Annotated in this window: 21 protein-coding genes; 6 read left to right on the top strand and 15 right to left on the bottom strand. The window is 53.7% G+C overall.

All coding sequences use genetic code 11. The features are described from left to right. Nucleotides 1-34: 34 nt before the first annotated feature. Entirely contained in the window at nt 35-448 is a 414-nt protein-coding gene (locus K3T83_RS16235) for an ArsR/SmtB family transcription factor (protein ID WP_220204007.1), read from the bottom strand. 135 nt (nt 449-583) lie between these two features. Between K3T83_RS16235 and K3T83_RS16230 the strand changes: the two genes are divergently transcribed. Then, a complete protein-coding gene (locus K3T83_RS16230; RefSeq protein WP_220204006.1) occupies nt 584-1522 on the top strand; it encodes an ATP-binding protein in 939 nt (312 codons plus the stop codon). A gap of 1 nt (nt 1523) precedes the next feature. Here K3T83_RS16230 and K3T83_RS16225 read toward each other — a convergent pair whose 3' ends face one another. Then, nucleotides 1524-2465, bottom strand: coding sequence for a ribonucleotide-diphosphate reductase subunit beta (locus tag K3T83_RS16225; RefSeq protein ID WP_220204005.1), 942 nt, complete (start codon nt 2463-2465; stop codon nt 1524-1526). Then, nucleotides 2455-4068 carry a long-chain-fatty-acid--CoA ligase gene (locus K3T83_RS16220; protein WP_220204004.1) on the bottom strand — a complete coding sequence of 538 codons (1614 nt, stop codon included), beginning with the start codon at nt 4066-4068 and terminating at the stop codon, nt 2455-2457. Before K3T83_RS16220 ends, K3T83_RS16225 begins: the two co-directional genes overlap by 11 nt. Nucleotides 4069-4626: 558 nt before the next feature. On the opposite strand from K3T83_RS16220, the gene K3T83_RS16215 reads away from it, so the two are divergent. Next, nucleotides 4627-5769: a carboxylate-amine ligase gene (locus tag K3T83_RS16215; protein WP_220204003.1), complete on the top strand. Its 1143-nt coding sequence runs from the start codon at nt 4627-4629 to the stop codon at nt 5767-5769. Nucleotides 5770-5830: 61 nt separating this feature from the next. On the opposite strand, the gene K3T83_RS16210 is transcribed toward K3T83_RS16215, so the two are convergent. Continuing rightward, a complete protein-coding gene (locus K3T83_RS16210; RefSeq protein ID WP_220204002.1) occupies nt 5831-6316 on the bottom strand; it encodes a hypothetical protein in 486 nt (161 codons plus the stop codon). Nucleotides 6317-6555: 239 nt separating this feature from the next. On the opposite strand from K3T83_RS16210, the gene K3T83_RS16205 reads away from it, so the two are divergent. Together K3T83_RS16205 and K3T83_RS16200 are read left to right on the top strand one after the other, a co-directional pair. Further along, a complete protein-coding gene (locus K3T83_RS16205) occupies nt 6556-7209 on the top strand; it encodes a hypothetical protein (RefSeq protein WP_220204001.1) in 654 nt (217 codons plus the stop codon). A 209-nt stretch (nt 7210-7418) separates the two neighbouring features. Beyond that, entirely contained in the window at nt 7419-8270 is an 852-nt protein-coding gene (locus K3T83_RS16200) for a class I SAM-dependent methyltransferase (RefSeq protein WP_220204000.1), read from the top strand. A 141-nt stretch (nt 8271-8411) separates the two neighbouring features. On the opposite strand, the gene K3T83_RS16195 is transcribed toward K3T83_RS16200, so the two are convergent. The 3 genes from K3T83_RS16195 to K3T83_RS16185 form a co-directional block, all read right to left on the bottom strand. Next, nucleotides 8412-9635: a pyridoxal phosphate-dependent aminotransferase gene (locus tag K3T83_RS16195; protein ID WP_220203999.1), complete on the bottom strand. Its 1224-nt coding sequence runs from the start codon at nt 9633-9635 to the stop codon at nt 8412-8414. 111 nt (nt 9636-9746) lie between these two features. After that, nucleotides 9747-10925 carry a M20 family metallopeptidase gene (locus K3T83_RS16190; RefSeq protein ID WP_220203998.1) on the bottom strand — a complete coding sequence of 393 codons (1179 nt, stop codon included), beginning with the start codon at nt 10923-10925 and terminating at the stop codon, nt 9747-9749. A gap of 1 nt (nt 10926) precedes the next feature. Beyond that, nucleotides 10927-12108 carry a CaiB/BaiF CoA transferase family protein gene (locus K3T83_RS16185; RefSeq protein ID WP_220203997.1) on the bottom strand — a complete coding sequence of 394 codons (1182 nt, stop codon included), beginning with the start codon at nt 12106-12108 and terminating at the stop codon, nt 10927-10929. A 147-nt stretch (nt 12109-12255) separates the two neighbouring features. Between K3T83_RS16185 and K3T83_RS16180 the strand changes: the two genes are divergently transcribed. Next, the gene (locus tag K3T83_RS16180; RefSeq protein ID WP_220203996.1) at nt 12256-13473 is read left to right on the top strand and encodes an MFS transporter; all 1218 of its coding nucleotides are present in this window, start codon (nt 12256-12258) and stop codon (nt 13471-13473) included. A gap of 223 nt (nt 13474-13696) precedes the next feature. Here K3T83_RS16180 and K3T83_RS16175 read toward each other — a convergent pair whose 3' ends face one another. Next, the gene (locus K3T83_RS16175) at nt 13697-15262 is read right to left on the bottom strand and encodes an outer membrane protein assembly factor BamB (protein ID WP_220203995.1); all 1566 of its coding nucleotides are present in this window, start codon (nt 15260-15262) and stop codon (nt 13697-13699) included. Further along, nucleotides 15262-15813, bottom strand: a complete 552-nt coding sequence (locus tag K3T83_RS16170; RefSeq protein ID WP_220203994.1) for an RNA polymerase sigma factor — start codon at nt 15811-15813, stop codon at nt 15262-15264. The genes K3T83_RS16175 and K3T83_RS16170 overlap by 1 nt, the downstream gene beginning before the upstream one ends. A gap of 216 nt (nt 15814-16029) precedes the next feature. On the opposite strand from K3T83_RS16170, the gene K3T83_RS16165 reads away from it, so the two are divergent. Next, nucleotides 16030-16728 carry a CAP domain-containing protein gene (locus tag K3T83_RS16165; RefSeq protein WP_220203993.1) on the top strand — a complete coding sequence of 233 codons (699 nt, stop codon included), beginning with the start codon at nt 16030-16032 and terminating at the stop codon, nt 16726-16728. Here the strand turns inward: K3T83_RS16165 and K3T83_RS16160 are convergent. The 6 genes from K3T83_RS16160 to K3T83_RS16135 all read right to left on the bottom strand — a co-directional run bounded on the left by K3T83_RS16160 (nt 16725) and on the right by K3T83_RS16135 (nt 22647). Continuing rightward, complete coding sequence (locus tag K3T83_RS16160) at nt 16725-17561, bottom strand: segregation and condensation protein A (protein WP_220203992.1); 837 nt, start codon at nt 17559-17561, stop codon at nt 16725-16727. The two genes, K3T83_RS16165 and K3T83_RS16160, sit on opposite strands and share 4 nt — an antisense overlap. Nucleotides 17562-17564: 3 nt before the next feature. Next, nucleotides 17565-18104 carry an HD-GYP domain-containing protein gene (locus K3T83_RS16155; protein ID WP_220203991.1) on the bottom strand — a complete coding sequence of 180 codons (540 nt, stop codon included), beginning with the start codon at nt 18102-18104 and terminating at the stop codon, nt 17565-17567. Between the two features lie 11 nt (nt 18105-18115). Further along, on the bottom strand, nt 18116-18871 hold the full coding sequence (locus K3T83_RS16150; protein ID WP_220203990.1) for a site-2 protease family protein: 756 nt from the start codon (nt 18869-18871) through the stop codon (nt 18116-18118). A gap of 69 nt (nt 18872-18940) precedes the next feature. Beyond that, complete coding sequence (locus K3T83_RS16145) at nt 18941-19858, bottom strand: MBL fold metallo-hydrolase (protein ID WP_220203989.1); 918 nt, start codon at nt 19856-19858, stop codon at nt 18941-18943. 294 nt (nt 19859-20152) lie between these two features. Further along, nucleotides 20153-21673 carry an MFS transporter gene (locus tag K3T83_RS16140; protein WP_220203988.1) on the bottom strand — a complete coding sequence of 507 codons (1521 nt, stop codon included), beginning with the start codon at nt 21671-21673 and terminating at the stop codon, nt 20153-20155. A gap of 125 nt (nt 21674-21798) precedes the next feature. Next, a complete protein-coding gene (locus tag K3T83_RS16135; protein WP_220203987.1) occupies nt 21799-22647 on the bottom strand; it encodes a sulfite exporter TauE/SafE family protein in 849 nt (282 codons plus the stop codon). Nucleotides 22648-22742 lie beyond the last annotated feature (95 nt).

Raw genomic sequence — 22742 nt, 5'->3', positions numbered from 1 at the left:
GTTCGCTACCTCGCAATCGTACTGCTGAAATGGTTCAGCACTCCTGTTCCCGGTAGTGTTGATCCAGTATATGGAGAAAATCGAGAAAAGCCTGGACCAGCATATGGTTTGACAGGCGGTAATAGACAGCTGTTCCTTGTTTGCGAGTCGTCACCAGATGGAGGTCCGCGAGCCGATGGAGATGTTCTGAAATGGTGGCGCTGCTCAATCCAAGCAGCTTCGCGATATCCCCTGAACGTAGTTCATGAGATGTAGACGGATCGTTTGCACTGCTCTTCGCCAGCAGTTCCAGGATACAGCGGCGGCTTGGGTTGCAAACGGTGGACAGAAATTCGTCCACAAAGGTATCCAGCTCTGGTGATCGGCGCGGAAAGTTGAACTGCACATTGGATTGCAAGAGAGATTGAGGCTGAAGCAATCTCGCCGCCACGATCTTTTTTTGAGGCATTCTTAATTTATGCTCCCTTCTCAGGGTTTGGGAGAAATTTCAGGCAGAGGAAAGCCAATGTGTTTCCCTGCCTATATCTTATAACCTCTTATCATGTCTTATGATAACATGTTACGGTGAAAGGGTGAACCGCGTATGCCATCCTATCTCACAACATCTGATGTGGCTGCACGTCTCGGCGTTAGTCTTGATACAGTTCGTCGCTGGCTGCGTAGTGGTGAGCTGAAAGGTACTCCCTTTGGTCGTGCGGGCTACCGGATCGAGGATGCAGATTTTCAGGCATTTCTTGAGCGGAGGAGGCATGCTCAGGAGCTTGATTCCGATGAAGAGGAGACAGTATCGAGCGCGGTTTTTGGAGAGTTTATGAATACGGTGGGCCAGGAATTGCGTATGCCACTGACCACCACGCGAGGGGCGCTGCATCAGGCGCGTCGTCTGCTTGAGCGCATACGAGAGTCACCCTTACCGGACAATACAACTGATCTGCTAACAAAACTTCAGCACCTGTTGATGCGAGCCGAGCGCCAGGTGAGCAGCGAAGTGCGGCTGGTGGCTAATTTGTTGGATGCTTCACGGATTGAGGCGAATATATTTGAGGTCTCTCCTGTCTGGTGCAATCTGGTCGAAATCGTGCGCGAAACCGTGATTCAGCAGCGCGAACTGGCGGCGCAGAGGACCATCGAACTAGAATTGCCAGACGATGAAATTGTGGCTGTGATTGCTGATCCAGAACGTATTCAGCAGGTGCTTTTAAACTATCTGGCCAACGCGCTCAGATTTTCTCCTGCCGACCAGCCCATCAAGGTTTGTCTGACGGTGAGTAGTACGGAGGCCCGGATTGCGGTGCAGGACCGGGGACCGGGAATTCTGCCGATGCAGCAGGATATGATATGGGAGAGTTTTCGACAAGGGACGGGGCGATCAATCCGCTCTGGCAGTGGGGCGGGGTTGGGGCTGTATATCACGAGAGCTATTATTCAGCAGCACGGCGGGCAGGTGGGCGTTGAGAGCCGTCCAGGGGAGGGGGCGATGTTCTGGTGTGTCCTCCCGCTGGCGGATGATACCTGGAACTAAGCTAGAATGGTGGCGGTGGCACCGTAGGGAGGGGCAGGCTCAGGCCGATCACTTTGAGCTTCTTTTGGAGCGACTCAACGGCGTAGCGCGGCGACACCCAGGGATCTTCTCCTCGTGCCAGCATGTTCTCAATCCCCTGCTGGGCTGGCGTGATGGCTTCAAGCGCCGTTGGCGCGTATTTGTTGAGCGCGCCGTATATCACATCAGCATTGGTCCGGTCGCTTTGAATCATCTCGCGCAAGAACTTTACTCCGAAGATGACGTGGCGCGATTCGTCGCGGGCAACCGCTGTAAAACCGCCACGAAACGCTGGAAAGATGTTCTGTTCGCGATACACTTCCAGAATATTGCGCTGTCCGGCGAGTGCCATCATACCTTCGACCACAACATGATAGAGCGTCACGCCCTCAACCAGATGGGCCATGTTGCCCGGCTCCTGGCGAATGCGCTCTCCAACTTCCGCCAGCGATTCGATCAGAATATAGCGCAATTCATCGTTGAGATTTTTTTCAACCACGTCCAGCGTGTTTTCCAGTCGTCCCTCGTCCATCCCCAGCGCCTCATTGAAAAAGCGAGCAAAGAAGACTGTGTGCCGCGCCTCATCGACCAGTTGCGTTGTCAAAAAGATGCGCTTTTCGTCGTCGGGCATCGCTGTGACGTAGGGGGCCAGCGTGTTTGTGACGCACTCTTCCCCCTTAAAGAAGGCTGAGAGACCATAGATACGCGTTTCGCGCTCTTCAGCCGACATAGCATCCCACTGAGCGCGGTCGGTGCTAAAATCAATCTCCTGCGCACTCCACTGTTGCCGCTCCCAGCGATAATAGAGTTCGCGGTACGTTGGCAGGTGGACCAGCCCTTCATCGATGATATTTAGCACGCGATCAACCGGTGTCTGTTGCAGTTGGTTTAACGAGGCGGTTTCGGGTGAGATCTCAAGAGACATGACGTTTCCTCAATTCTTTTTTATCGATTTTGCCGATCGTATTTCGTGGTAACGCATCTACAATTTCAATCTGACTGGGGGTTTTATAGTTTGCCAGGCGTTCGCGACAATAGGTTATTAGCGCCTCAACATCTATCGGGCTGGAAACAACAACAAAGGCTTTCACCTCTTCGCCCATACGCTGCGATGGCACGCCAACAACCGCTGCCTCGATCACTGCGGGATGAGATGCCAGCACCTCCTCAACGTCGCGCGGATAGATGTTGAAGCCGCCGCGAATGATCAGGTCTTTCTTGCGCTCGACGATGTAGAGATAGCCGTCTTCGTCGAGCCTGCCCATATCGCCGGTATGCAGCCAGCCGTTGCGCAAGGTTTCGGTGGTTGCTTCTGCCATGTTGTAATAGCCCTGCATGACGTTGGGGCCGCGTGCGATAATCTCGCCGACCTCGCCAGTAGGCACCTCATGATCGTTCTCGTCCACAATGCGCAGTTCGACGCCGGGAATAGATGTCCCAACCGAACCGGGTTTGCGCGGCATGCCTGTACGATGCGAGGTGAGCATGGCGCTGGCTTCGGAGAGACCGTAGCCCTCGCCGAGTTCGCAGTGAAACTTCTGCTCAAATCCCTTCAACACCTCCATCGGCAAAGGGGCCGAGCCGCTGCCACAATTGCGCAGGCTGCTGGTGTCATAGCTATCGGCGTCGGGCGTGTAGAGCAGGGCAACAAACATGGCTGGCACTCCCGCGAAAAACGTGATGCGATGTCGTTCGATAGCTGAAAGAACAGCATGCACATCAAAGCGGGGATGCATCACGATCTTGACGCCCGACAGATAGGCTATATCCAGCATGAGGATGCCGTAAGCGTGGGCCAGGGGTAAGATTGCCAGATGTGTCTCGCCGAAATTTTCGCGGGGATCGCCATCGGGAGACGCTCCGTGCCAACCATTGAGCGCGTTGGCAATCAGACTGCTGTGTGTCAGTACCACGCCCTTTGCCTGGCCTGTCGTCCCGGACGTATAGAGAATGGCCGCCATATCATCTGCGGTGGGTGCATGCTCGTCCAGGTCGGATAGAGAGTGGTCGGCGTATTCCTCACCTTGTGTCACGACTGTTTTGTAGGGGATCACGTGCGGCGAACCTGCCAGTTCTTCGTCGGTGTCGGTGACAATCATGTGGCGCATGGTGGAGAGATCGGCCAGGGCGTTACGGAGCGTTGGCAAAAAGGGTGTGCTGGTAACGATGGCCTTTGCGCCCGAATTGGCGGCGATGTAATAGACTTCCGGCGGCTTGAGCAGCGGCAGGACGGGAATAATCACTGCGCCAGCGCGTGCAATGGCCTGATACGCTATCAACACTTCGGGGCGGTTTGGCAGCATCACGAGAACGCGGTCGCCCTTCTCGATGCCGAGCGTGCGCAAACCTCCCGCCAGCTGCGTTGCCTCCTGTGCCAGTTCGATGTTTGTGCAGATGCGCGTCTCTCCCAGCGCTACATTCTCGTAGACAACCTGGGTATAGGGGCCAAAGAACACGCAGTTGTAGATTGCAAGATCGTATAAAACGCGTACATCCTTGATCGTCATCGGCTTCGGCTCAGACATCATTGGCTCCTTTCGCCGCGCAAAATTTCACCTGTAACAGGTGAAAATGGTACGTACACATTGTCCATTTTTTCTTGCGTTTCGCATCGTCACCTATCGTTGCACTGCCGTCAGCGAGGGAACAATAGGACAATTTGAGACAATGTACAACAATGTACAGTGCTGGCCTGTCCGCTATTGAGCAGCATGCAATGAAGGTTTTAACCTTAACAATGTATCATGCGCAGGAACAAACAGGCAAGACCATAGACAGGGTCTTTATATATATTGACATAGATATTTTGACCAGTGGCCGAGCTTCATAACTATTTTCTACACCGAATGCTTCTTGCAAAATACATAGAAGAGGATGTACAAATACAATAGGAAGACTTACTCTTCAAAGTCAATGAAGTGAATTGGTGGTAGAGATAGAATAATATGGTAATAAGCTGAAATAACAGGATGAATTGACAACGCGCCATCCTTTGTAGCACTGTTCTCCAGAAGCCGATCTCTTTCACGCGTCACAACCCGATTTATAGAGCTATCAGAGCCGTCAAAGCCATCAAGGAGGCATGTATGTCTGTTTACTCCAAAGCACTTTCCTTTGGCGTCGAAGAAGAGTATCAGATCATCGATCCTGTAACACATGAGTTGGCACCCGATGCAGAGTCGATCATTCAGGAAGCGAGGTTGCATCTGGGCAATAGCGTGCAAGCTGAAATCCATCTCTCTCAGATAGAGGTTGCCACGAAGGTCTGTTACACGCTAGAGCAACTGCGCCACGAGCTACAGCGTTTGCGCCGCGAAGTGATTGCAGCGGCCGCACGTCGCCAGAAGGTCGTGGTTGCCGCTGGCACGCATCCATTCTCACATGCGAACAAACAGCTATTCACGCCAAAGGAGCGCTATCTGGAGTTAGAGCAAGAGTATCAACACCTGGCCCGCGAACAGGCCATTTTCGGTTGTCATGTGCATGTTGGCCTGGGCGATCGCGAGACGGCGCTACATGTTATGAACCATGCGCGTCTCTGGCTCGCGCCGCTGCTGGCCCTGACCGCGAACTCGCCCTTCTGGTATGGTATGGATACAGGCTATGCCAGCTTTCGTACCGAGCAGTGGGCACGCTGGCCGCTGGCTGGTCCACCACTGCATTTCTCCTCGCTGACCGAATATGAAGCGCTCATCGGAGCGTTGCTCAAGGCTGGGGGCATCGAAGACCTCACGCGCCTTTATTGGGATATACGCCTCTCGGAGCGCTATCCGACGATTGAGATTCGCATCATGGATGTTTGTACGACGATTGAAGACACGATCATGATTGCCGGGCTGGTGCGGGGACTGATCCATGCCTGTGTGATGCTGGTGTTGCATAAAAAGGAGGCTCCTCCAGTGCATCAGGAGTTGCTGCAACTCGCTCACTGGCGTGCGGCACGTTATGGGTTGAACGGGGAATTGATTGATCTTTATACCATGTCAACCGTGCCAGCAAGCCATCTGATCGAAAAACTTCTGCGCTTTGTGCGACCATCGTTGGAAATGCATGGAGATTGGGAGGAGATCTCGACGCTGGTCTACGCCATGTTGTGTCGCGGAACCGGAGCCGTCAGGCAGCGCGCAATCTATCAACACACGGGATCGCTGATCGAGGTTGCACGTTATCTGGTTGCGGAGACTGCCAGGGGAACAGGATACACTGAGGAGGAACGCAAGACAGCATAAGGCAATCCGGCCCGTTGCTGAAGGCTTCAGGCGGGCCAGCCTTCGCGATCATACCAGTATGCTAGAGAATATGGCGCATTAAACGCCACGAGCTGGGGGTTTTTGCTTTGACCGCAGGCTCCCAGCCTGCTTCCCCATACAAAATATCTTTATTCCATTTGGGATTTTTACAATAGTAACAATACCTCACCTGCCAGTGACTTCCCACCTTTTGTTTCTCACACCAGGCAGTCTCAACTCCTAGATGAAATGTCAGAAGTTGAGCATAATAGGGTTGAAGAAGGTATTCCATTGTATCTGTGTCCAGCTCATGCTCGGTGAAAGACATTTGCATATCCAGGCTGTAGGCGTGGTCCATAACTTCTGGCGCACGATCTTCCTCCTCCACCCAATGAACAAGCACTTGCATTCCTAGCATATCAAACTGGTAATAGGGCGCACCTGCGAAAGAATCTTCCATAAAAGGAGGAAGCGAGAAGATTTCGCGTATCTCCGTGGTGAGCTGCTGCAACGACTTGTCTGTTTTAATACAGATTTGAGATGACATACAAACGGCTCCTAACGGATACGGGAGGTTGTGTAATTACTTAACATCCATCTTACGCTTGTTATAGATCGGTGTCAAGCAACTCAGCCGATCATTTTTCGTATTGACCTCATATATATTTTATCTTATCCGCTCCTACTATTTCACGCGGGCTTGCATCTGTACTATTTACTATTCGCTTGTGGCTTGTTATACTGATACCACAACTCATCGTGATTGCTATGCAGAAAGATGTTTTGATGACGACCAGACGCTCCATTCCCGTGCCTCCTCAATTGCAAAATACGACGATTATTCATGGAGATCAAACCGTGATTGAGCGCTGGCTGATTTATTATGCACAGAAATTACAACTTTCTGAACATGAACTGCGCTTGCTGGCTATGACGCAGGATCGCCAGGAGTTTGCGCGCTGGACGGGCAAGCGGCTCAACATAATGGCGCTTGGCTGCTATTGTTATTTGCCTGCACGTAAGAGTCGTTCGCAACACGAGCAATCCTCGCATCGTCACTTGATCTTTATTGAGCCAGATATGCAGCCGATATCGCTGGAAGTGACGATTGCTCACGAACTGATCCACATGGCAGATCGCGTTAATGGCACGCCTCGTCGTCATCGCCATCATGGATATGATGCCATCGCCGTTGACGAAGCAGCGGTAACGGGATATAGCATGGAGGAGCTACGCGTGTTGCTCCTCCAGGAGAGCGAACGTCGTGAACGCATACGCCGCTCGCGTCGCCCCATCCGTTATATTTATGAATGTCCCCATTGCGGCAAGTCTTATCCGCGCACCCGCAAATACTCGCAAGCCGTCTCCTGTAGTAGCTGCGACAGGAGCTATAATCCCCAGTTTCGCCTTTTTATTAGCAAAAGCGCAGAAGCGCAATAGGATACCACGGGCGACAGCAAGAGTCGCGCCCTACCATAGACGGGTCATGCGGTCCACTCTCGCGTATGGTAGGGCGCGACTCTTGCTGTCGCCCACTGACCCCTCTACAAAACATGACGGACACTCGTAGAAGCGTAAATGGATTGACTGCCCTCAACAACTATGCTACAGTGCCCTCATCTTGAAAAGAAAGTGTTTGACCAGCGCGTATGCCCTCTTATCCCGTCGTGCTTTCATATATTCAGGCAGAAATCTTGCTAACTGCTTACCGACAGGGGAAAACGTCCGTTGAGGTTTCGCCCGATCTTAATATTTCAACCGTGACAGTTGCGCTGTCAGATCATGGGGTGGCATTCCCGAGAGGCGAACTGGTGAACTGGCAGCAGGTAGAACAGATTCGCAAGGCCAATGTGAACTGCTTTCTAGTCGAGGGCAACGAGATACGGTCCATCCAGGTTTTCTCTGAACAGACCAGTCGTATGTGCAGCTTGATGCCGACGAAGCAAACTCCGACCATGCTGATTGCAGGCTTTACCATGCATCGCATCGTTGATATTGATCCCATGCAAGATACGCGGGCTAAAATTGCCGCGATTACGCCTGTTGTGGGGCGTGTGCTGGATACGGCAACCGGGCTGGGCTATACGGCGATTGCGGCGGCAAAAACGGCTGAGCAGGTGGTGACGATCGAACTCGATCCGGGAGCGCAAAAGATGGCGCGGCTCAATCCCTGGTCGCGTGGCTTATTTGAGAATCCGAAGATTCAGCAACTTATGGGCGACGCTTACGAGGTTGTTCCGACGTTTGGCGACGAGAGCTTCGACCGCATTATTCACGATCCCCCTGTCTTTAGCCTGGCTGGAGAACTCTATTCCGGCGTCTTCTATCGCGAGTTGTACCGCATCCTCAAGCGGAGAGGGCGACTGTTCCACTATATCGGCAATCTGGACAGCAAATCGAGCGGCACGGTGGTACGGGGGGCGCTCAAACGGTTGCAGGAGGCAGGTTTTAAACGCGTGGTGCGCAAGCCGGAAGCGTTTGGCGTCGTGGCATATAAATGACACGAAAATATAAAGAGAAAAATCATTTGACATCGTTTGTGAGATAGTAATAATATAGTAGCAGGAAGATAAGAGTAGGAGAAGACACAGGTGATGCAGGATTCGCCCTCCACCGTCTTACCTGTTACCTTCTCCACTCCTTTAATCCCTCTTCTTCATAACTTCTCTATCAGCAAACTGGCATATTTCACGCACTCCGCGCTCGATCTCGTTCTCAGAGGCGGCCAGCGAGATGCGAATATACTCCGCTGAGACGCTGCCGAAGCCGCTCCCGGGCGCAACGGCCACATTGCGCTCTCGCAACAGATCCAGCGCGAACTGACGACCACGACGCGACTCGCCATGTTTGCCGCGCACATCGATCAGGGCATAAAAAGCACCGTGCGGCGTGTAGATGTAGCGGCCATATTCTTGCAGCAGGCGAACGGCGATATCGCGCCTCCGATGATAGGCATCGCGCATCTCTCCTACGCGCTCCTGGGGACCGGTCAGCGCTGCAACGGCGGCCCGCTGGATCGGCGTGGCGATGTTGGTATAACTGCCATTGACGACATCCCCAATTGTTTTGCTGAGCTGCGATCCCGCCACAACGTAGCCGATACGCCAGCCGGTCATCGAGTAGGTTTTGGAGAAGGTATATACGCCGATGAAATGGCCCTCCTCTAATTCGGCAGACGAGAGCAACGTGGCCGGACTGATATGCTGCCCCTCGAAGACGATCTGATCGTAGCTCTCGTCCGAAAGCAGATAGAGATGATGGCGACGTGCGAAATTGAGCAGATCGGCGATCACGGCGGGAGGGAAGACGGCTCCAGTCGGGTTGCCGGGCGTATTGATCAGTAGCAATCGAGTGCGCGGCGTTACCAGCCGTTCCATGCTGGCGATATCTGGCAACCATTCGTTGTTGGGATCGAGTGGATAGCGCACAGGGATCGCACCACAGGCGGCAAGCTGGATCGTGTAGAGCGGCCAGCCAGGATCGGGAATCAGCACCTCATCACCTGCGCCCACCGTTGCCAGCAGTGAGGTTTGCAACGCGCCTGTACCGCCCAGCGTGACAGTAACGTTTTTCAACTGGACCGCGTAGCCATTAACGCGCCTGATCTTTTCTGCCAGCAACTCACGCAGCCAGGGCCAACCAGCAGGGGGCGCATAAGTGAGAGGCTCTTGCTCGATAGATTGGACAGCAGCAAGCCGGATATGCTCCGGTGTGCGAAAGCTTGGTTCGCCAATTTGCAGCCGGACAGCCGGAGGAAGCGGCGTCCCAAGCGCCCTGGCCTCCTGTTCCAGTTGGCGAGCGTAGTCGCCCAGCCAGGTAATATCGTTCTCTGGCAGGTTGTAGATGTGTTGTTTTCCGATATTCATAATGGATAGATCTCAATAATCCGATAATGCTTCCAGGCTATCGTTGCCTCGCGATAATTGGTGCATCCATGAGGCCCCCCGTCTAATGTGCCGGATGCACCAATTATGCCCTTATTCATGTTGATAGTGTTTGCCAATGCGCTGCACCAGCCCTGAAAGCAGAGCTATGCGCGTGGGTAGATAATCGAGTTCGACATATTCATCTGGATTGTGCGCGAGGCCGCCACCAGCACCGAGGCCATCGATTGTGGGAACGCCTAGCGGAGAGGTGTTGTTGGCATCGGATGCACCGCCGCTGCCCACATCCTCGATCTCCAATCTCAGTTCCGCGCCAGCTTCTTTGACCATCTGAACCAGCGGAGCATTGCGTTCAGAACGTTCAAAGGGCAGGCTGCGCATGTCGCCGCTCACGCTCGCCTGTGTGCCAGCGATGGTGGTATGCGAGACCACGCGCTGCATCTCCTCTTCGATTGCCGCGATACCTGCCATATCGGTTGCGCGTACATCCATCTCGCAATAGGCATAATCGGGTACGACATTGGAGCGATCGCCACCATGAATGACGCTCACGCATACGGAGGCACCGGGAATGGTGTTATGGAGCGCCTGCATCGCCTGCACCTGATACGAGAGTTCGTGAATGGCGTTGCGCCCCTTCTCTGGCTCGACACCGGCATGGGCCGACACGCCGCGCACTTCGATGCGGTACAGCCCGGAGCTTTTGCGCGAGGAGACGACGGTTCCGATGGCGCGTCCCGGTTCCAGCACGATCACGGCATCCGCCTGGCGAGCCAGTTCTTGAATCAGGGATTTGCTAGCAGGCGAGCCGATCTCTTCATCGCTGTTAAAAATACAGGTGACTTGCTGATAATCTGCCAATCCTGCGTCCATCAGCAGGCGCACTCCATACATGCCGATCAGAAGACCGGATTTCATATCCAGTACGCCCGGCCCTTTGGCGATACGCATACCGTCGCGTTCGGCAAAGGAGAAGGGGCGGCGCTCGACCTCGCCATCGGGGAAGACAGTATCCATATGGCCGACCAGCAGGACGCGCCCACCTCGCGGATTTGTTCCCATATGGGTAGCAACCAGATGATCGCCGAATTCTTGCTGTTTATCGAAATAGGTGGAGAAGCCGAAATCCTGAAAGCGATCACGCAGATACGCACTCACCCTGTCTACTCCGGGCTTGGTATATGTGCCCGAATCGACGTTGACGATAGTTCTGAGATCCTCAAAGTATTGTTGCATGATCTGTTCAGTTCGCTGGACAATGGCGTGCTGCATATTACACAAATCCTTCTTTTTTGAACTGCTCAATCTCTGTATCAGTATAGCCCACAGCTCGTAAGATCTCGTCGCTCTGTTCGCCCAATGTAGGAGGAGCATATCGCTGTTCTGTCTCGACGCCGGAGATGCGCGGAAAGCTGGGCAGCGTGCGAAAAGTCTCGTCGGCGATGGGAGCGGTAATTGTCACGCCGCGCGTCTGAGCGTGTGGATCGTTCAGAGCCTCATCCATGCTATAGACGGGGCCGACGCAGGCATCGATCTCGGCAAGCTCAGCCAGCCATTCGTCGCGCGTCTTTGTCTTAAAGATAGTGCGCAGGAGATCGATGGCCTGTTCTCGTTCGCCAGGTCCGACAGGCGTATGGAATGGCAGCAATTCGAGATGGCCGATGCGGGTGCAGAAGGTATGCCAGAACTTCGGCTCCAGCGCGGCCAATGTGACATGCTTGCCATCCTGTGTTTCATAGATATTGTAGCAGGGGAGTCCACCGTCGAGCGATGAGCGTCCGGGCTGGGGAGCCTTGCCAGTATTGAGATAAAAGGTGGAGAGAAGAGGTAAGAGCGAGAGAACTCCCTCGGTCATGGCGGCATCGATCATGCGCCCTTCGCCGGCCTGTGCTCGTCCCACCAGAGCGGTGAGAATGCCGATCACAGCCATAAAGCTGCCACCAGCCAGATCGCCCAGTTGTGTTGCTGGCATGGCTGGTTCGCCATGTTGCCCGCGATTGTAATGGAGCAGGCCGGCATAACCGGCGTAGTTGAGGTCATGTCCAGCTCGCTGCTGATACGGTCCATCCTGCCCGTAGCCAGAGATGGCGCAGTAGACCAGCGAGGGATTGATCTCTTTGAGATGCTCGTAATCGAGTTCGAGCCGTTGCATGACGCCGGGCCGGAAGCTTTCCAGCACCACGTCGGCCTGCCGCACCATACGCAGGAAGATTTCTCGCCCTTGCGGAACTTTAAGATTCAGTGTTACACTGCGTTTATTGCGGTTGGTCGCCAGGAAGTATAGACTCATGCCTCCAGGTCCATGTGGAGGCATTGCGCGGGCATAATCGCCGCTGCCCGGCTCCTCGACTTTGATGACATCTGCACCAAAATCGGCCAGCATTTGTGAGGCGTAGGCTCCAGGAAGCAGACGCGAGAGATCGAGGATACGTATGCCATGAAGAGGCAGGCTCATACGTGTCTCCTTTGCGAGGATAAACAATCGTTGTCGTATGTGTAGGGTATCAGGCATCACAGGAAATTGTCAACGTTTTCTCCTCTCTGGAATCGCCGCATTTCGTCTTAGTCTGAAGGTTTGCAGCTTGCTAGAAAAAGGATGTCTATGCAGAAACCAGCAGAAAAACAGGAAAAAACTGTTTCTATGCCACTGCCCCGTGCGCAAATCGCCCTCGCTTTCTTTGCGTTTATTATCGTGGGAGCTAACGATGGCGCGTTTGGCGTGGTGCTACCGAGCATTCAGGACCACTATCACGCCGATAAAGCCACCATCGGGCTGCTCTTTCTGGCCAGTACGGTGGGCTATCTGTTCGGCTCGTTCAATAACGGTCCTCTGCTGGAAAAGCTGGGGCGGCATCGCTTTTTGATGCTTGGCACGCTGGCACTGCTGATTGGCACAGGCACCATTAGCTTTATGCCACCATTTCCCTTTTTGTTGGTGGGATATCTTATCCTGGGCGTGGGCATCTCACTGCTTGATCCAGGACTAAACGCTTATATAACCAGCCTGCCACGTAGCACCGCTTTATTGAACTATTTGCATGCATTTTATGGAGTCGGTGCCTGGCTCGGTCCTCTGCTGGCTTCGGCGCTCCTATCGCAGCGTCTGGGCTGGAATGGCGTCTATATTACCTGGTGGTCACTCGGCCTGTTGGCGCTCATCGGCTTCGGGTGGCTCTTCCGCAATCTAAATGAGCGACAAGGGAGTGAAGAGGGAGAGGAGCAAGCGACCGGCAACGTTCTGTGGATGGCGCTGCGGCTGCGTGTGGTCTGGCTGGCGGCGCTGTTCTTGTTGTTTTATGTGGGTGCAGAGGTCAGCCTGGGGAACTGGAGCTTTAGCTTTCTTACGGAAGAGCGACACGGAGATCTGCTGCTATCAGGCGGGATTGTCAGTGGCTACTGGTTCGGCCTGACGCTGGGACGGGTAGTGCTGGCACATGCCGGTGAGCGGATCGGCAATCGTCGCCTGATCGAGCTGTGCCTGGGTGGAGTTGCGCTGGGTCTGGCACTGGTCTGGTTTGTACCGTTCCAACCCATATCGGCGGCAGGCTTATTGCTGGTCGGATTCTGTCTCGGCCCGATCTTTCCAAGCGTGATCGCACTGATGCCCGGGCTGGTCCCGTCGCGCCTCGTGCCCAGCGCCATTGGCTTTCTTGCCAGCATGAGCGCGGTTGGAGGCTCGCTCTGTCCCTGGCTGGCTGGCAATCTTGCCGAACATCTGGGCCTCTGGACTCTGCTCCCCTTTGCCATCGTGCTGACCGGCTGCATGCTCTGCCTCTGGCTGGCGTTACCACATAAAGCTGCGCAAGAGATGCCACAATAATAACATTTTAAAGGTATAGAAGGTTTGGTTGTAGTCGAGCGATTGATCGCGGGGGGAAGAAGCAAGCAACAAGATGCCCCCGCGATCAATCGCTCGACTACAACAGACATCACTGGATTTATTTGTTAAATTCCATAATCGCGCCTGGTATCACTTTTGAGGTGATGAACCAGGCGCAATTTATCGCGCAACTACAACAAAGAAGAAAAGCTTGTAAACGGTGTTAATCTACAATTGTAATCGCGATCCCCATGAAGCTGCCGTTGTCGCCAATATCTTTTTTGCTCACCAGGAGATCATTAGGGATCATCAACACCTGTTTTCTACTGTCGGCGGCGAAGCCTTGCAGACCACCTGCTGTGCCGAGATAGATCACGCCGTTATGGAGTACCAGCGGTTCGTTTTTGCCGCTTTCAGTATATCCTTTGAGTGGGATTGCCCACTTCTGCCGACCGGTAGCGGTGTCGAGGGCGATGAGGTGATCATCTTCGTTCAGCGCGTTCATCGATGATTGACCGATGTAGACGATGCCATTTTGTAGAATGGGTGCAGGGAAGAATTCACCGATGGTGGTGTGATATTTCCATAGCTCTTTCTGCGATTTCAATTTTGGATCAAAGGCGTAGACATAAGGGTGGTCCTGTGTGCCGCAGTAGATTCTGCCATTCTCGTCTACCACCATATCTCCGACGATGCTATTCGTCATGAGCGACAGCCAAACGATCTTGCCGTTTTGAGGGTCGATCACATACACATAGCTATCGCGTGGCCCCATTGAGGAGGCGTACAGTTTGCCATTTTTGAGGTAGATGTTGGTGTTAAATCGCTGTTGCCCTTTGGCATCGATGGCTGTCGCCCATATCTGGCTACCATCGCTCACTTTCACGGCGATTAATGTGGCACCGCCGTTCACATACATGATCCCATCAAAGATGCCCATGATCTGGCCCTTCATCTTATAGGTTATCTTTGTCGTGCCATCGGCAGGATCAAGTGCATAAATGGAGTCACTTAGACTGCCGGGAACGTGTAATCCAGCGCTTATATAGAGAATGTCATTAGCCATTTTTAGAGGCCCCAAATCCGCCTGGAAGTTACGCTCCCAGCGAAGCAGGCCGGTCTGGGCATCGACGGCGTACATTCTACCAGTCCAGGCGGTGAAGTACACCATGCCATTTGCAACAAGTGGCGCATCATGTACCTGTGGGTCCTGGAACATTGGTCCGTCCTTCGGATCGCTCCTGACCACGAAACGCCATAGCACTTTGTGCGTCTGCTTATCAACCTTCACAAGCTGGTTGAACAGTCCCAGATAGATGCCTGGATCTGTTGGGGGCGCTTTTTTCGTTGCTGGCGTCTGCTGCTCACTTGTTCCCATCGATATTGCTCCTCCCGACGAGCTTCTATGTGTCAATTGTAAAACGGTAATCAGGCTGCCCACAACTATTGCCATAACCACTGCTGCCGCCAGGATGCTCCATTTTTGCATCCATTGCTGTTTGCCCTGCCGCTTTTCATATGTATACATGCGATCTATCCTTTTGCGTCGTGGAAGTTCGCCGCTCGGTTGGCGCACTTTTTGCTCGTCGGACGGTTGCATCTTTGCCATGAGGCTCGCACGAATCCGCTCGATGGCCTGCTCTTCTTCCTGTTCCTCGCGATACGTTTGTTCCAGATCTTTCACGAGGCGAGCATCGGCAGCGTCAGACTGGCTTCCCTGCTTCAATTGCGCTATCTGCTCATCTATTGCTTCGGGGGTAAACCGATCATTGCGTGAATCGTTCTGCATTAGTGCTCCCTCCTCTCTCCATTTCTGGTATAGATATCGCGCAAGGCATTGAGTGTGCGCGCCAGCATCATGCGTACCGCGCTCTCACTTTTGTTTAAGCGCCGCGCAATTTCCGGCGAACGAAGATTATGGCCAAATTTGAGCCGCAGAACTTCCTTTTGCTGTTCTGTTAATACTGCCAGATGTTTATGAAGTAATATGTATTCTTCTTGCCGCACCGCTATTTTGTCCGGTGCGCGCTCGTCTTCGTCATAGATATTCTCGATCAGAGGCTCTAGCGAAACGGCTGGTTTGCGCGTTGTTCGACGATGGTGATCGATGCATTTATTTGATGCCACGCGATGGAGCCATGCCAGTTGCTCCTGCTCCTTCAGTCCTGCTAGCATCTGGCTTTCCAGCGCCGCCGTAAATACCTCTAGCACAATATCTTCGGCATCCTCTAATGAGCCGACCTGTTTCCTGACATAGCGCAGAATCGTATGGGCATGGTTGCGATACAATTCGTCGATCTGGCTGGCGTCAGGCGTTAACTGCCGCTTCACGTATTGCATATCTGGTCCTTTGCAAAGGATTGGCCGGTTTCCGGGGTTCCCACTTTATCTATCGCACCTTCGGCAAGAACCGTCACATATGAAAATCTTCACAGGGCGAGCCACGACAACCGCAAGGGATTGTCGCTACTGCTCTAGATGGTGTGGCTTCGGTGGTATGTAAGGAATCCGATTGCTGCCGATAAGTAAAGTAAATAACTTTTGAAGGGAGGTATTATGAAAAATCATATTGCCGAACATATTATAAGACGTGCTCTACTTTGCTTTCTGGCTGCGTGCTTATTGTCCGTTGCCAGCCTCACCGTTTCGTCTACCATGTCTCAAAGAGTCGCACACGCGGTTCAGGGTGGTTGGTGCGCCAATATACCCGCGACTCCAAACTATCTGAAATCACGGCGGGCAAAAGATGCCATTGCCGCTATCAATCATGCACGCCGCTTTGAGCATCTTCGTCCTTTGCGCCTGCCGCGTGATTTCTATCGATTGAAGGCTGCTCAGCAGCAATTTGTGCTGGTCAACCTGGAACGCACAGATAGGGGGTTGCGCCCATTAACAACGAGTTCAGCGTTGATGACGATGGCGCGGAGCTATAGCAGGCAGTTATCGCGGCAACACTTCTTCTCACATACAAGTCCGACCAGCGGCACGCTTGCCCAGCGCCTCAATATGAATCGTGCTATTGCTGGACATTATTCTCTCGCGGAGGAGAATCTGGCGGGTAATCCGGTAGGGGGCGTAGGCCCAATCTACGAGTACATGTATAACGATGTGTCAGAGCATTGTGGGCATCGTGCAAATATTCTTCAACCAGGCGTGACGCTGGTTGGGATTGGTGTTGTATCGGATAAAAGGTATGGCAGTATCTCGGCTCAGGAGTTTCTGGCTCTGCGGGCCGGAGTAAGGGCGCTGGCTTAATCTTCTATCTCTTCCTGAAGTTCTTCGTGCCAGCGCTCGCCGCGTTCGAGGATGATGGGGCCGAGCAATTCTTCCTGGCGAACATCGATGCGTTGCCATTTCCATAGTTCAAGCACGGCAAGAAAGGTAACGATAATCACCAGGCGCGAATGCTCGTTTGCCAATACGTCGTTGAGTAGGACGATTGGCTTCTCCTGAAGATGGCTGAGGATTTCGCTGATGCGTTCGCTGACCCGTACTCGTGCGACGGGCATCAAATTGGTGCCACGAGCTTCATCGCGTGTTTGTAGTTCAAGCAGGCGTTGGAAGGCGCGGGCCAGCGAACTCGCTTCCAGTCCGGTAAGTATGGGCGGGGTCCAGGCCAGTTGTGCCTCGATGCCAGCGAGCAGGCCGGAGCGACCATGCGTTTGCAATCCTGCCTCCGCTCGCTGGCGGAGTTGCTGGGCCACCTCTTTGGCTTGCTTATATTCAATCAGGTGCCGTTGCAGATCCTCGGCCATTGTGACGGCGCTCTCCATCCCGCTGCTCGCCTCCTCTTTTGTGTTCTGCGGTAACAGGCTTTGCGATTTGATATAAAGCAGGCGAGCGGCGATAGCGACGAATGCCGCCATGTTTGCCAGTGGCAAGGTCTCCGTCTGCCACTGTTGCAGATAAGCCAGATATTGATCGGTGACGGCGACAAGCGAGATGGTGGTGATCTCCATTTGCCGCTTCTCGATCAGATGCAGCAGCAGGTCGAGTGGCCCCTCGAAGATGGGCAGATGGACCACATAGCGCGTTTGCTGATGAGCTGATTCTGCCGGAGCATCTCCGGCTGGCGCTTGTTCTAGCATGGCTTACGATTCATCATCGACTGCATGTAACTCTGCGGCCGGACCATTCGGCTGATGATGGGTACGGATATACAATACGGCTCGTTGTGAGAGGCCCGCTTGCTCGGCAAGATCTGCCCCGACATCAGCATGCCACCATGCGTAACTGAGCGAGAGCCGCCACTGCGGAAGCCGTTCTTTTTTGCAACGATCTGGCGGGAGCGCGAGGCTACGGAGAAGATCGGGTGCGCAACGCTTACCAATCACGATGGCCGGGCGAGTCCAGAAGGGAACGCGTCCCTGCGCCTTACCTACATCGTGGAGCAGTGCAGCCGCCAGCATATCCTGTTCGGTGCAGCCCCGCTCCTGTAGTCGCTGACAGACGCGCAGGCTGTGGCGCTGATCAGCGAGGGTCATCGTATGAAAAAGCGCAAAGGCGGAGGATGGCAACCAGCGTGCCACCTCCTGATACTCTTTGACGGTCAATGGCGCGACAAAGCCAAGCTGCTGCTTCGTTTGTCGCAGGCGATAGAGGGTCGTGTCTAAAGCTTGTTGTATCTTCATAGGTTATAGTTTCACAATTGTAAATAGTAGTTGGCTACTTCTGCCCCACTGATGGGAGAAATGATCAGCATAGAAAGCAGCCAGATCAGCTGGGGCAAACGGAATAGCAGACCGAGGATCGGAATACTCCCCAGGCCAGTGAGGGTTGCCAGGAACGGTAGAAAGAAGAAAAGGACCAGGATGATGAACGCGCCATAGGGGGCCGACTTCGCGAACTGGACGGCCTGTTTGCTTGGCAGAGCGCTATAGAGCATCTGGTAGCCATCGAGCGGGTAGATGGGAAGCAGATTAAAGATCGCCATGCAAACATTGACGCTGGCAAACACCACCAGGAGTTGCAGGACGTAGGGGGAGACAGGACTGGCAGCTACACGGAGCAGGAAAGGAGCCGCCAGGCTTGCGAGCAGAGCCACCAGCAATCCGAGGATGAGATTGGTGATGAGGCCGCCCAGTGCCACCAGAAACACGCCGCGATCTGCTCCGACGCGCAATTTCCAGGGATCAGGTTTGACCGGCTTTCCCCAGCCCAGTCCGACCGGAAACGCATAGATCGGCTGAAAGGCCAGAATCACGCAGAGCAGCGTGCCAACGGAATCCAGGTGAGGACGGAGACGCAGTGTCAGTCGCCCCTCTTCCAACGGAGTACGATCTCCCAGCCAGTAGGCGACCAATGCATGACCACACTCGCGAATGACAGCTGCGACCAGGAATGAGGCGATAATCATTAATGCCAGAACAACATTTATGACTTTTATTCTCGGTTCCATAGTTCTCTCTCTTAGCCAGGTAGTATCTACCTTGTTGAAACGATCACTATTTATAATCTTTTCAGAACGTCAGGTATTATCTACCTCGTCGAAAAGATCAATTTCCATACCTTCACGTGCGGAGCGCGTAGATGGGAAGAGGGTCCGGGCCTTTGCTTCCATCTGGTCCAACTTTGTATCGTCATAGGTTGGCTCGTGATGAAACATGATCAGTTGACGAACATGAGCGATCCGCGCCGCCTCCACCGCCATCTCGATGGTGCTGTGTCCAAATCCCTGCTTTTCCTTTTGATAATCATGCACCGTATACTGGGCATCATGGATTAGCAGATCGGCTCCCTCCACAAAGTGGAGAAAATCAGCATCACAGCCGTTGCGCCATTCTACGTCGGTTGCATAGACGATACGGCGTCCGGCAAACTCGATGCGATAGCAGATCGCGCCGTTGAGTGGATGGCTCTGCATAAACTTGGCCTCCACGCAGAGTTCCGGCGACTCTTTGCTTTTCGTAGACTTTCCAATAGTTGGCTCGCTTGTATCTGTGCGCCACTTCACACTCTGCTCATCAGTGATTGTATGATATGTACGCTGCGATGGCAATTGACGTAGGTCTACCGGGAAATACGGTGGTGACATAACCGATGCTAAAAGTTGTTCGACATCATGATCCGCCAGTTGCGGACCAACCACGTGCAGATGGGTGTGAGGAGAGAAGAGGGGAGCAAAGAAGGGGAAGCCGATGAGGTGATCGCCGTGTCCATGTGTGATGAATAACGTGAGATGGAGATCTTTTCCATCGGCACGCTGCATCAGTTCCTGTCCCAGGCGAATGATGCCGCTCCCGGCGTCAAAGATCAAAGTGTGGGAGCCTGCCTGTACTTCTACGCAAGAGGTATTGCCACCATAACGAAGTGTTTGCGGGCCAGGTGTAGGATAACTACCCCGCACACCCCAAAAGCGCACTAAAAAATGCTGCCGTTTCGCCATAAAATGTTACTCCTGCCACCAGCCTGTATGTTTGTCTAGAAAAAGTGATAGAGATAAGTGACTGTATTATATCGTGCTGTGCCATTCTTGAAAAGACCGCTTTAGTCTTGTAACGTAGGAGGGAGAAATGCAGATACATGCGTTGTGATGGGAGGAAGCGAGACGGGGCGCTGAGAATTGCGCTCCTCTCCGAAGATGGCAGGGGCGAGGACCAGCCATCGCCCCTGCCATCTTCGGTCCCCCCTCCGATTTCGCTGATGCACCAGCCAACGTCCGGGAGAAAAACCTCTGCAACTATGCTCGGCGGACCGCTACTTTCTCCTCTTTGCCGCGCACGAGCGAGGTGAAAACGCCAATGACGGCAATACAGGTGCAGACGATAAAGGTCATTTGGAAGCTGTTGGTGAAGGTATGTTGTAGCGTGGCAAGTTGAGCCGGATCGAGATGAGTGCGATTTGCTGCCAGCGTCAGGCCCGCGCTCGCACCACCCAGACCGGCAAAGATTGCTCCCGCCAGTGCCACACTCAAGCTCTGCCCCATCGTGCGCCCGGTAGCCAGAAAGCCAGAGGCGCTCCCCTGTTGCGATTTTGGAGCTGCTCCTAGCAGGGCGCTATTGTTGGGCGATTGGAAGATGGCCTGCCCTGCGCCGGTAAAGACCAGTCGCCAGACGATATCGAAGATCGAACTATGTTCGTTGAGCTGGCTGATAAAGAACAGGCCGAGACAGGCAATTGCCAGCCCACCAGCCGCCAGCCAGCGCGAGCCGAAGCGATCCGCGAGCGATCCGCTGATCGGCGCAATCACGGCGAGTACGATGGGAAATGGCGTGAGCAGAAGACCAGCGGTTTCAGTAGAGAAGCCGCGCAATTCTTCCAGATAGAAGGGTAGCATAAAGCTAACGGCGAACATTGCCAGGAAGCTAAGGATCAAGCTGATATTGGCGGAGAAGAAGACGCGATTACGGAACATGGCGAAGTCGATGATGGGATTGGAGACGCGCTTCTCGACAATCGGCAGCAAGGCCAGGGCGACGACGCCAAGCGCTAGGAGGCCGATGAGCAGTGGGGAACTCCAGCCAATCTCCTGGCCAAAGGAAAGTCCTGCCGTCAATGCTGCCAGACCGACCGCCAGCAACAGCGCGCCGAATGGATCAAAGCGACCAGGATTGCGGCGAGAGCGCTCCTTGAGAACGCGCAGGGTGGCGATAATGCCGATAATGCCGATGGGGACATTGACATAGAAGATCCAGCGCCATGAGAGAGAGGCCGTAATCAGACCGCCCAGCGTAGGGCCAACGCTGACGCCCAGCGCGACCGTTACAGCGTTGAGTCCCAGCGCGCGACCGCGTTCTTGTGGTGGAAAGGCATTGATCAGCAGAGCGGGGCTTACGGCCATCAACAGCGCGCCTCCAAGACCTTGAAAGGCGCGTGCGGCGATTAAGAAGCCGAGCGAAGGGGCCGCGCCACACAGGGCTGATCCGCTGGTAAATAGCAAGAGGCCAGCCAGCCAGACGGCCTTACGCCCGATCATGTCTGCCAACCGTCCAGCAGTTAAGAGAATGGCGGCGGTAGCCACTAGATAGGCGATGATCACCCATTCGATTGCGCCATTGAGCGGAACGTTAAAATAGCGAGCAATGGTGGGCAGGCTGATATTGACAATTGAAGAGTCCAGCGTGGCCATAAAGACGCCAACTGCGACGATGGCCAGTACTGCCCATTTGCTGACACTCTCTTCGTTTATGGGTTGACTGGTGGCAGTGGTGGCTTGCTGCTCCGTGTCCTGGGTTTCGGTTCTAGTCTGTTGCCTTTCCATGCACTCCCGCTTTCTTTAAGAAACGCTGGACGCGTCGGATGATCACTTAGCGATACTTTCGAGTTCACGCTTGAGAAGGGTCATTGTATGACATTGAGTCAGTTGCTCGTTTGTGTTCGGGCGATTTATGAGAGAAAAGGCTTTACGAAGAAATAAATCGTGAGCGCAAAGCCAACAAACATGACGAAGAGGCGTATCCATTTCTGCTCGATCTTGCGAGCATAATAGGCACCGCCATAGCCGCCGATGATAGCGCCGATGACCATTAGAATTGCTTCGGGCCAGAACACAGCCCCACGTATGATAAACGTAATCATTGCGGCACCATTGATGAAAGCGGTGAGCAGCGTTTTGACGCCGTTCATCTCGTGAATATTTTCCATTCCCATCATCGCAAGCGTGGCCAGCATCAGGATACCAATGCCACCACCAAAATAGCCACCATAGATTGAGATGATCAACTGTGCTATGGCCATCCCGATCCATTGGGTTCGGCCTGGCGCTGTTTTTTCGCTGACCGCTTTTTCGGTGATCTCTTCTCCCTCGGCTGCGACTGCTTCTTCAACGGCTGCTTTTTTGCTGGCGCGCATGGCCCGTAGTTTTTGCGTAATATATGGGCTGAACGTGAAGAGCAACGTGGCCATCAACATGAGATAGGGAAGCAACTGCACAAACGTAGCCTGCGACGTGCCAAGCAACAATTGAGCGCCCAGGATGCTCCCGATCAAACTGGTGCCAATGAGCAGAATGAGAAAGCCGGGCTTCTGTGCTGCCAGTTCGCGGCGATAGGCTCCCATGCTGGCAACCGATCCGGGCCACAGGGCAACCGTATTAGTTGCGTTGGCCTGAACGGGAGGCACGCCCGTAAAGAGCAACGCCGGAAATGCAAAAAAGCTGCCTCCTCCTGCGACCGCGTTCAGCGTACCGCCAAGTATCGCAGCAACAAAGAGGAGTATGATATGTGGAAATGTCATGGAAAAAACCTCAAATTCGTCTCACTATACTAAGTATAGCATAGTGAGAGGTGCAATGATCTGTCCTTTTGGTCTAAAAAGACGGGCGCATTCGG

It is taken from the genome of Reticulibacter mediterranei (genome assembly GCF_016587455.1).
Note: the sequence above shows the minus strand (reverse complement) of the source record. Positions and strands in the feature narration are given on the sequence as shown.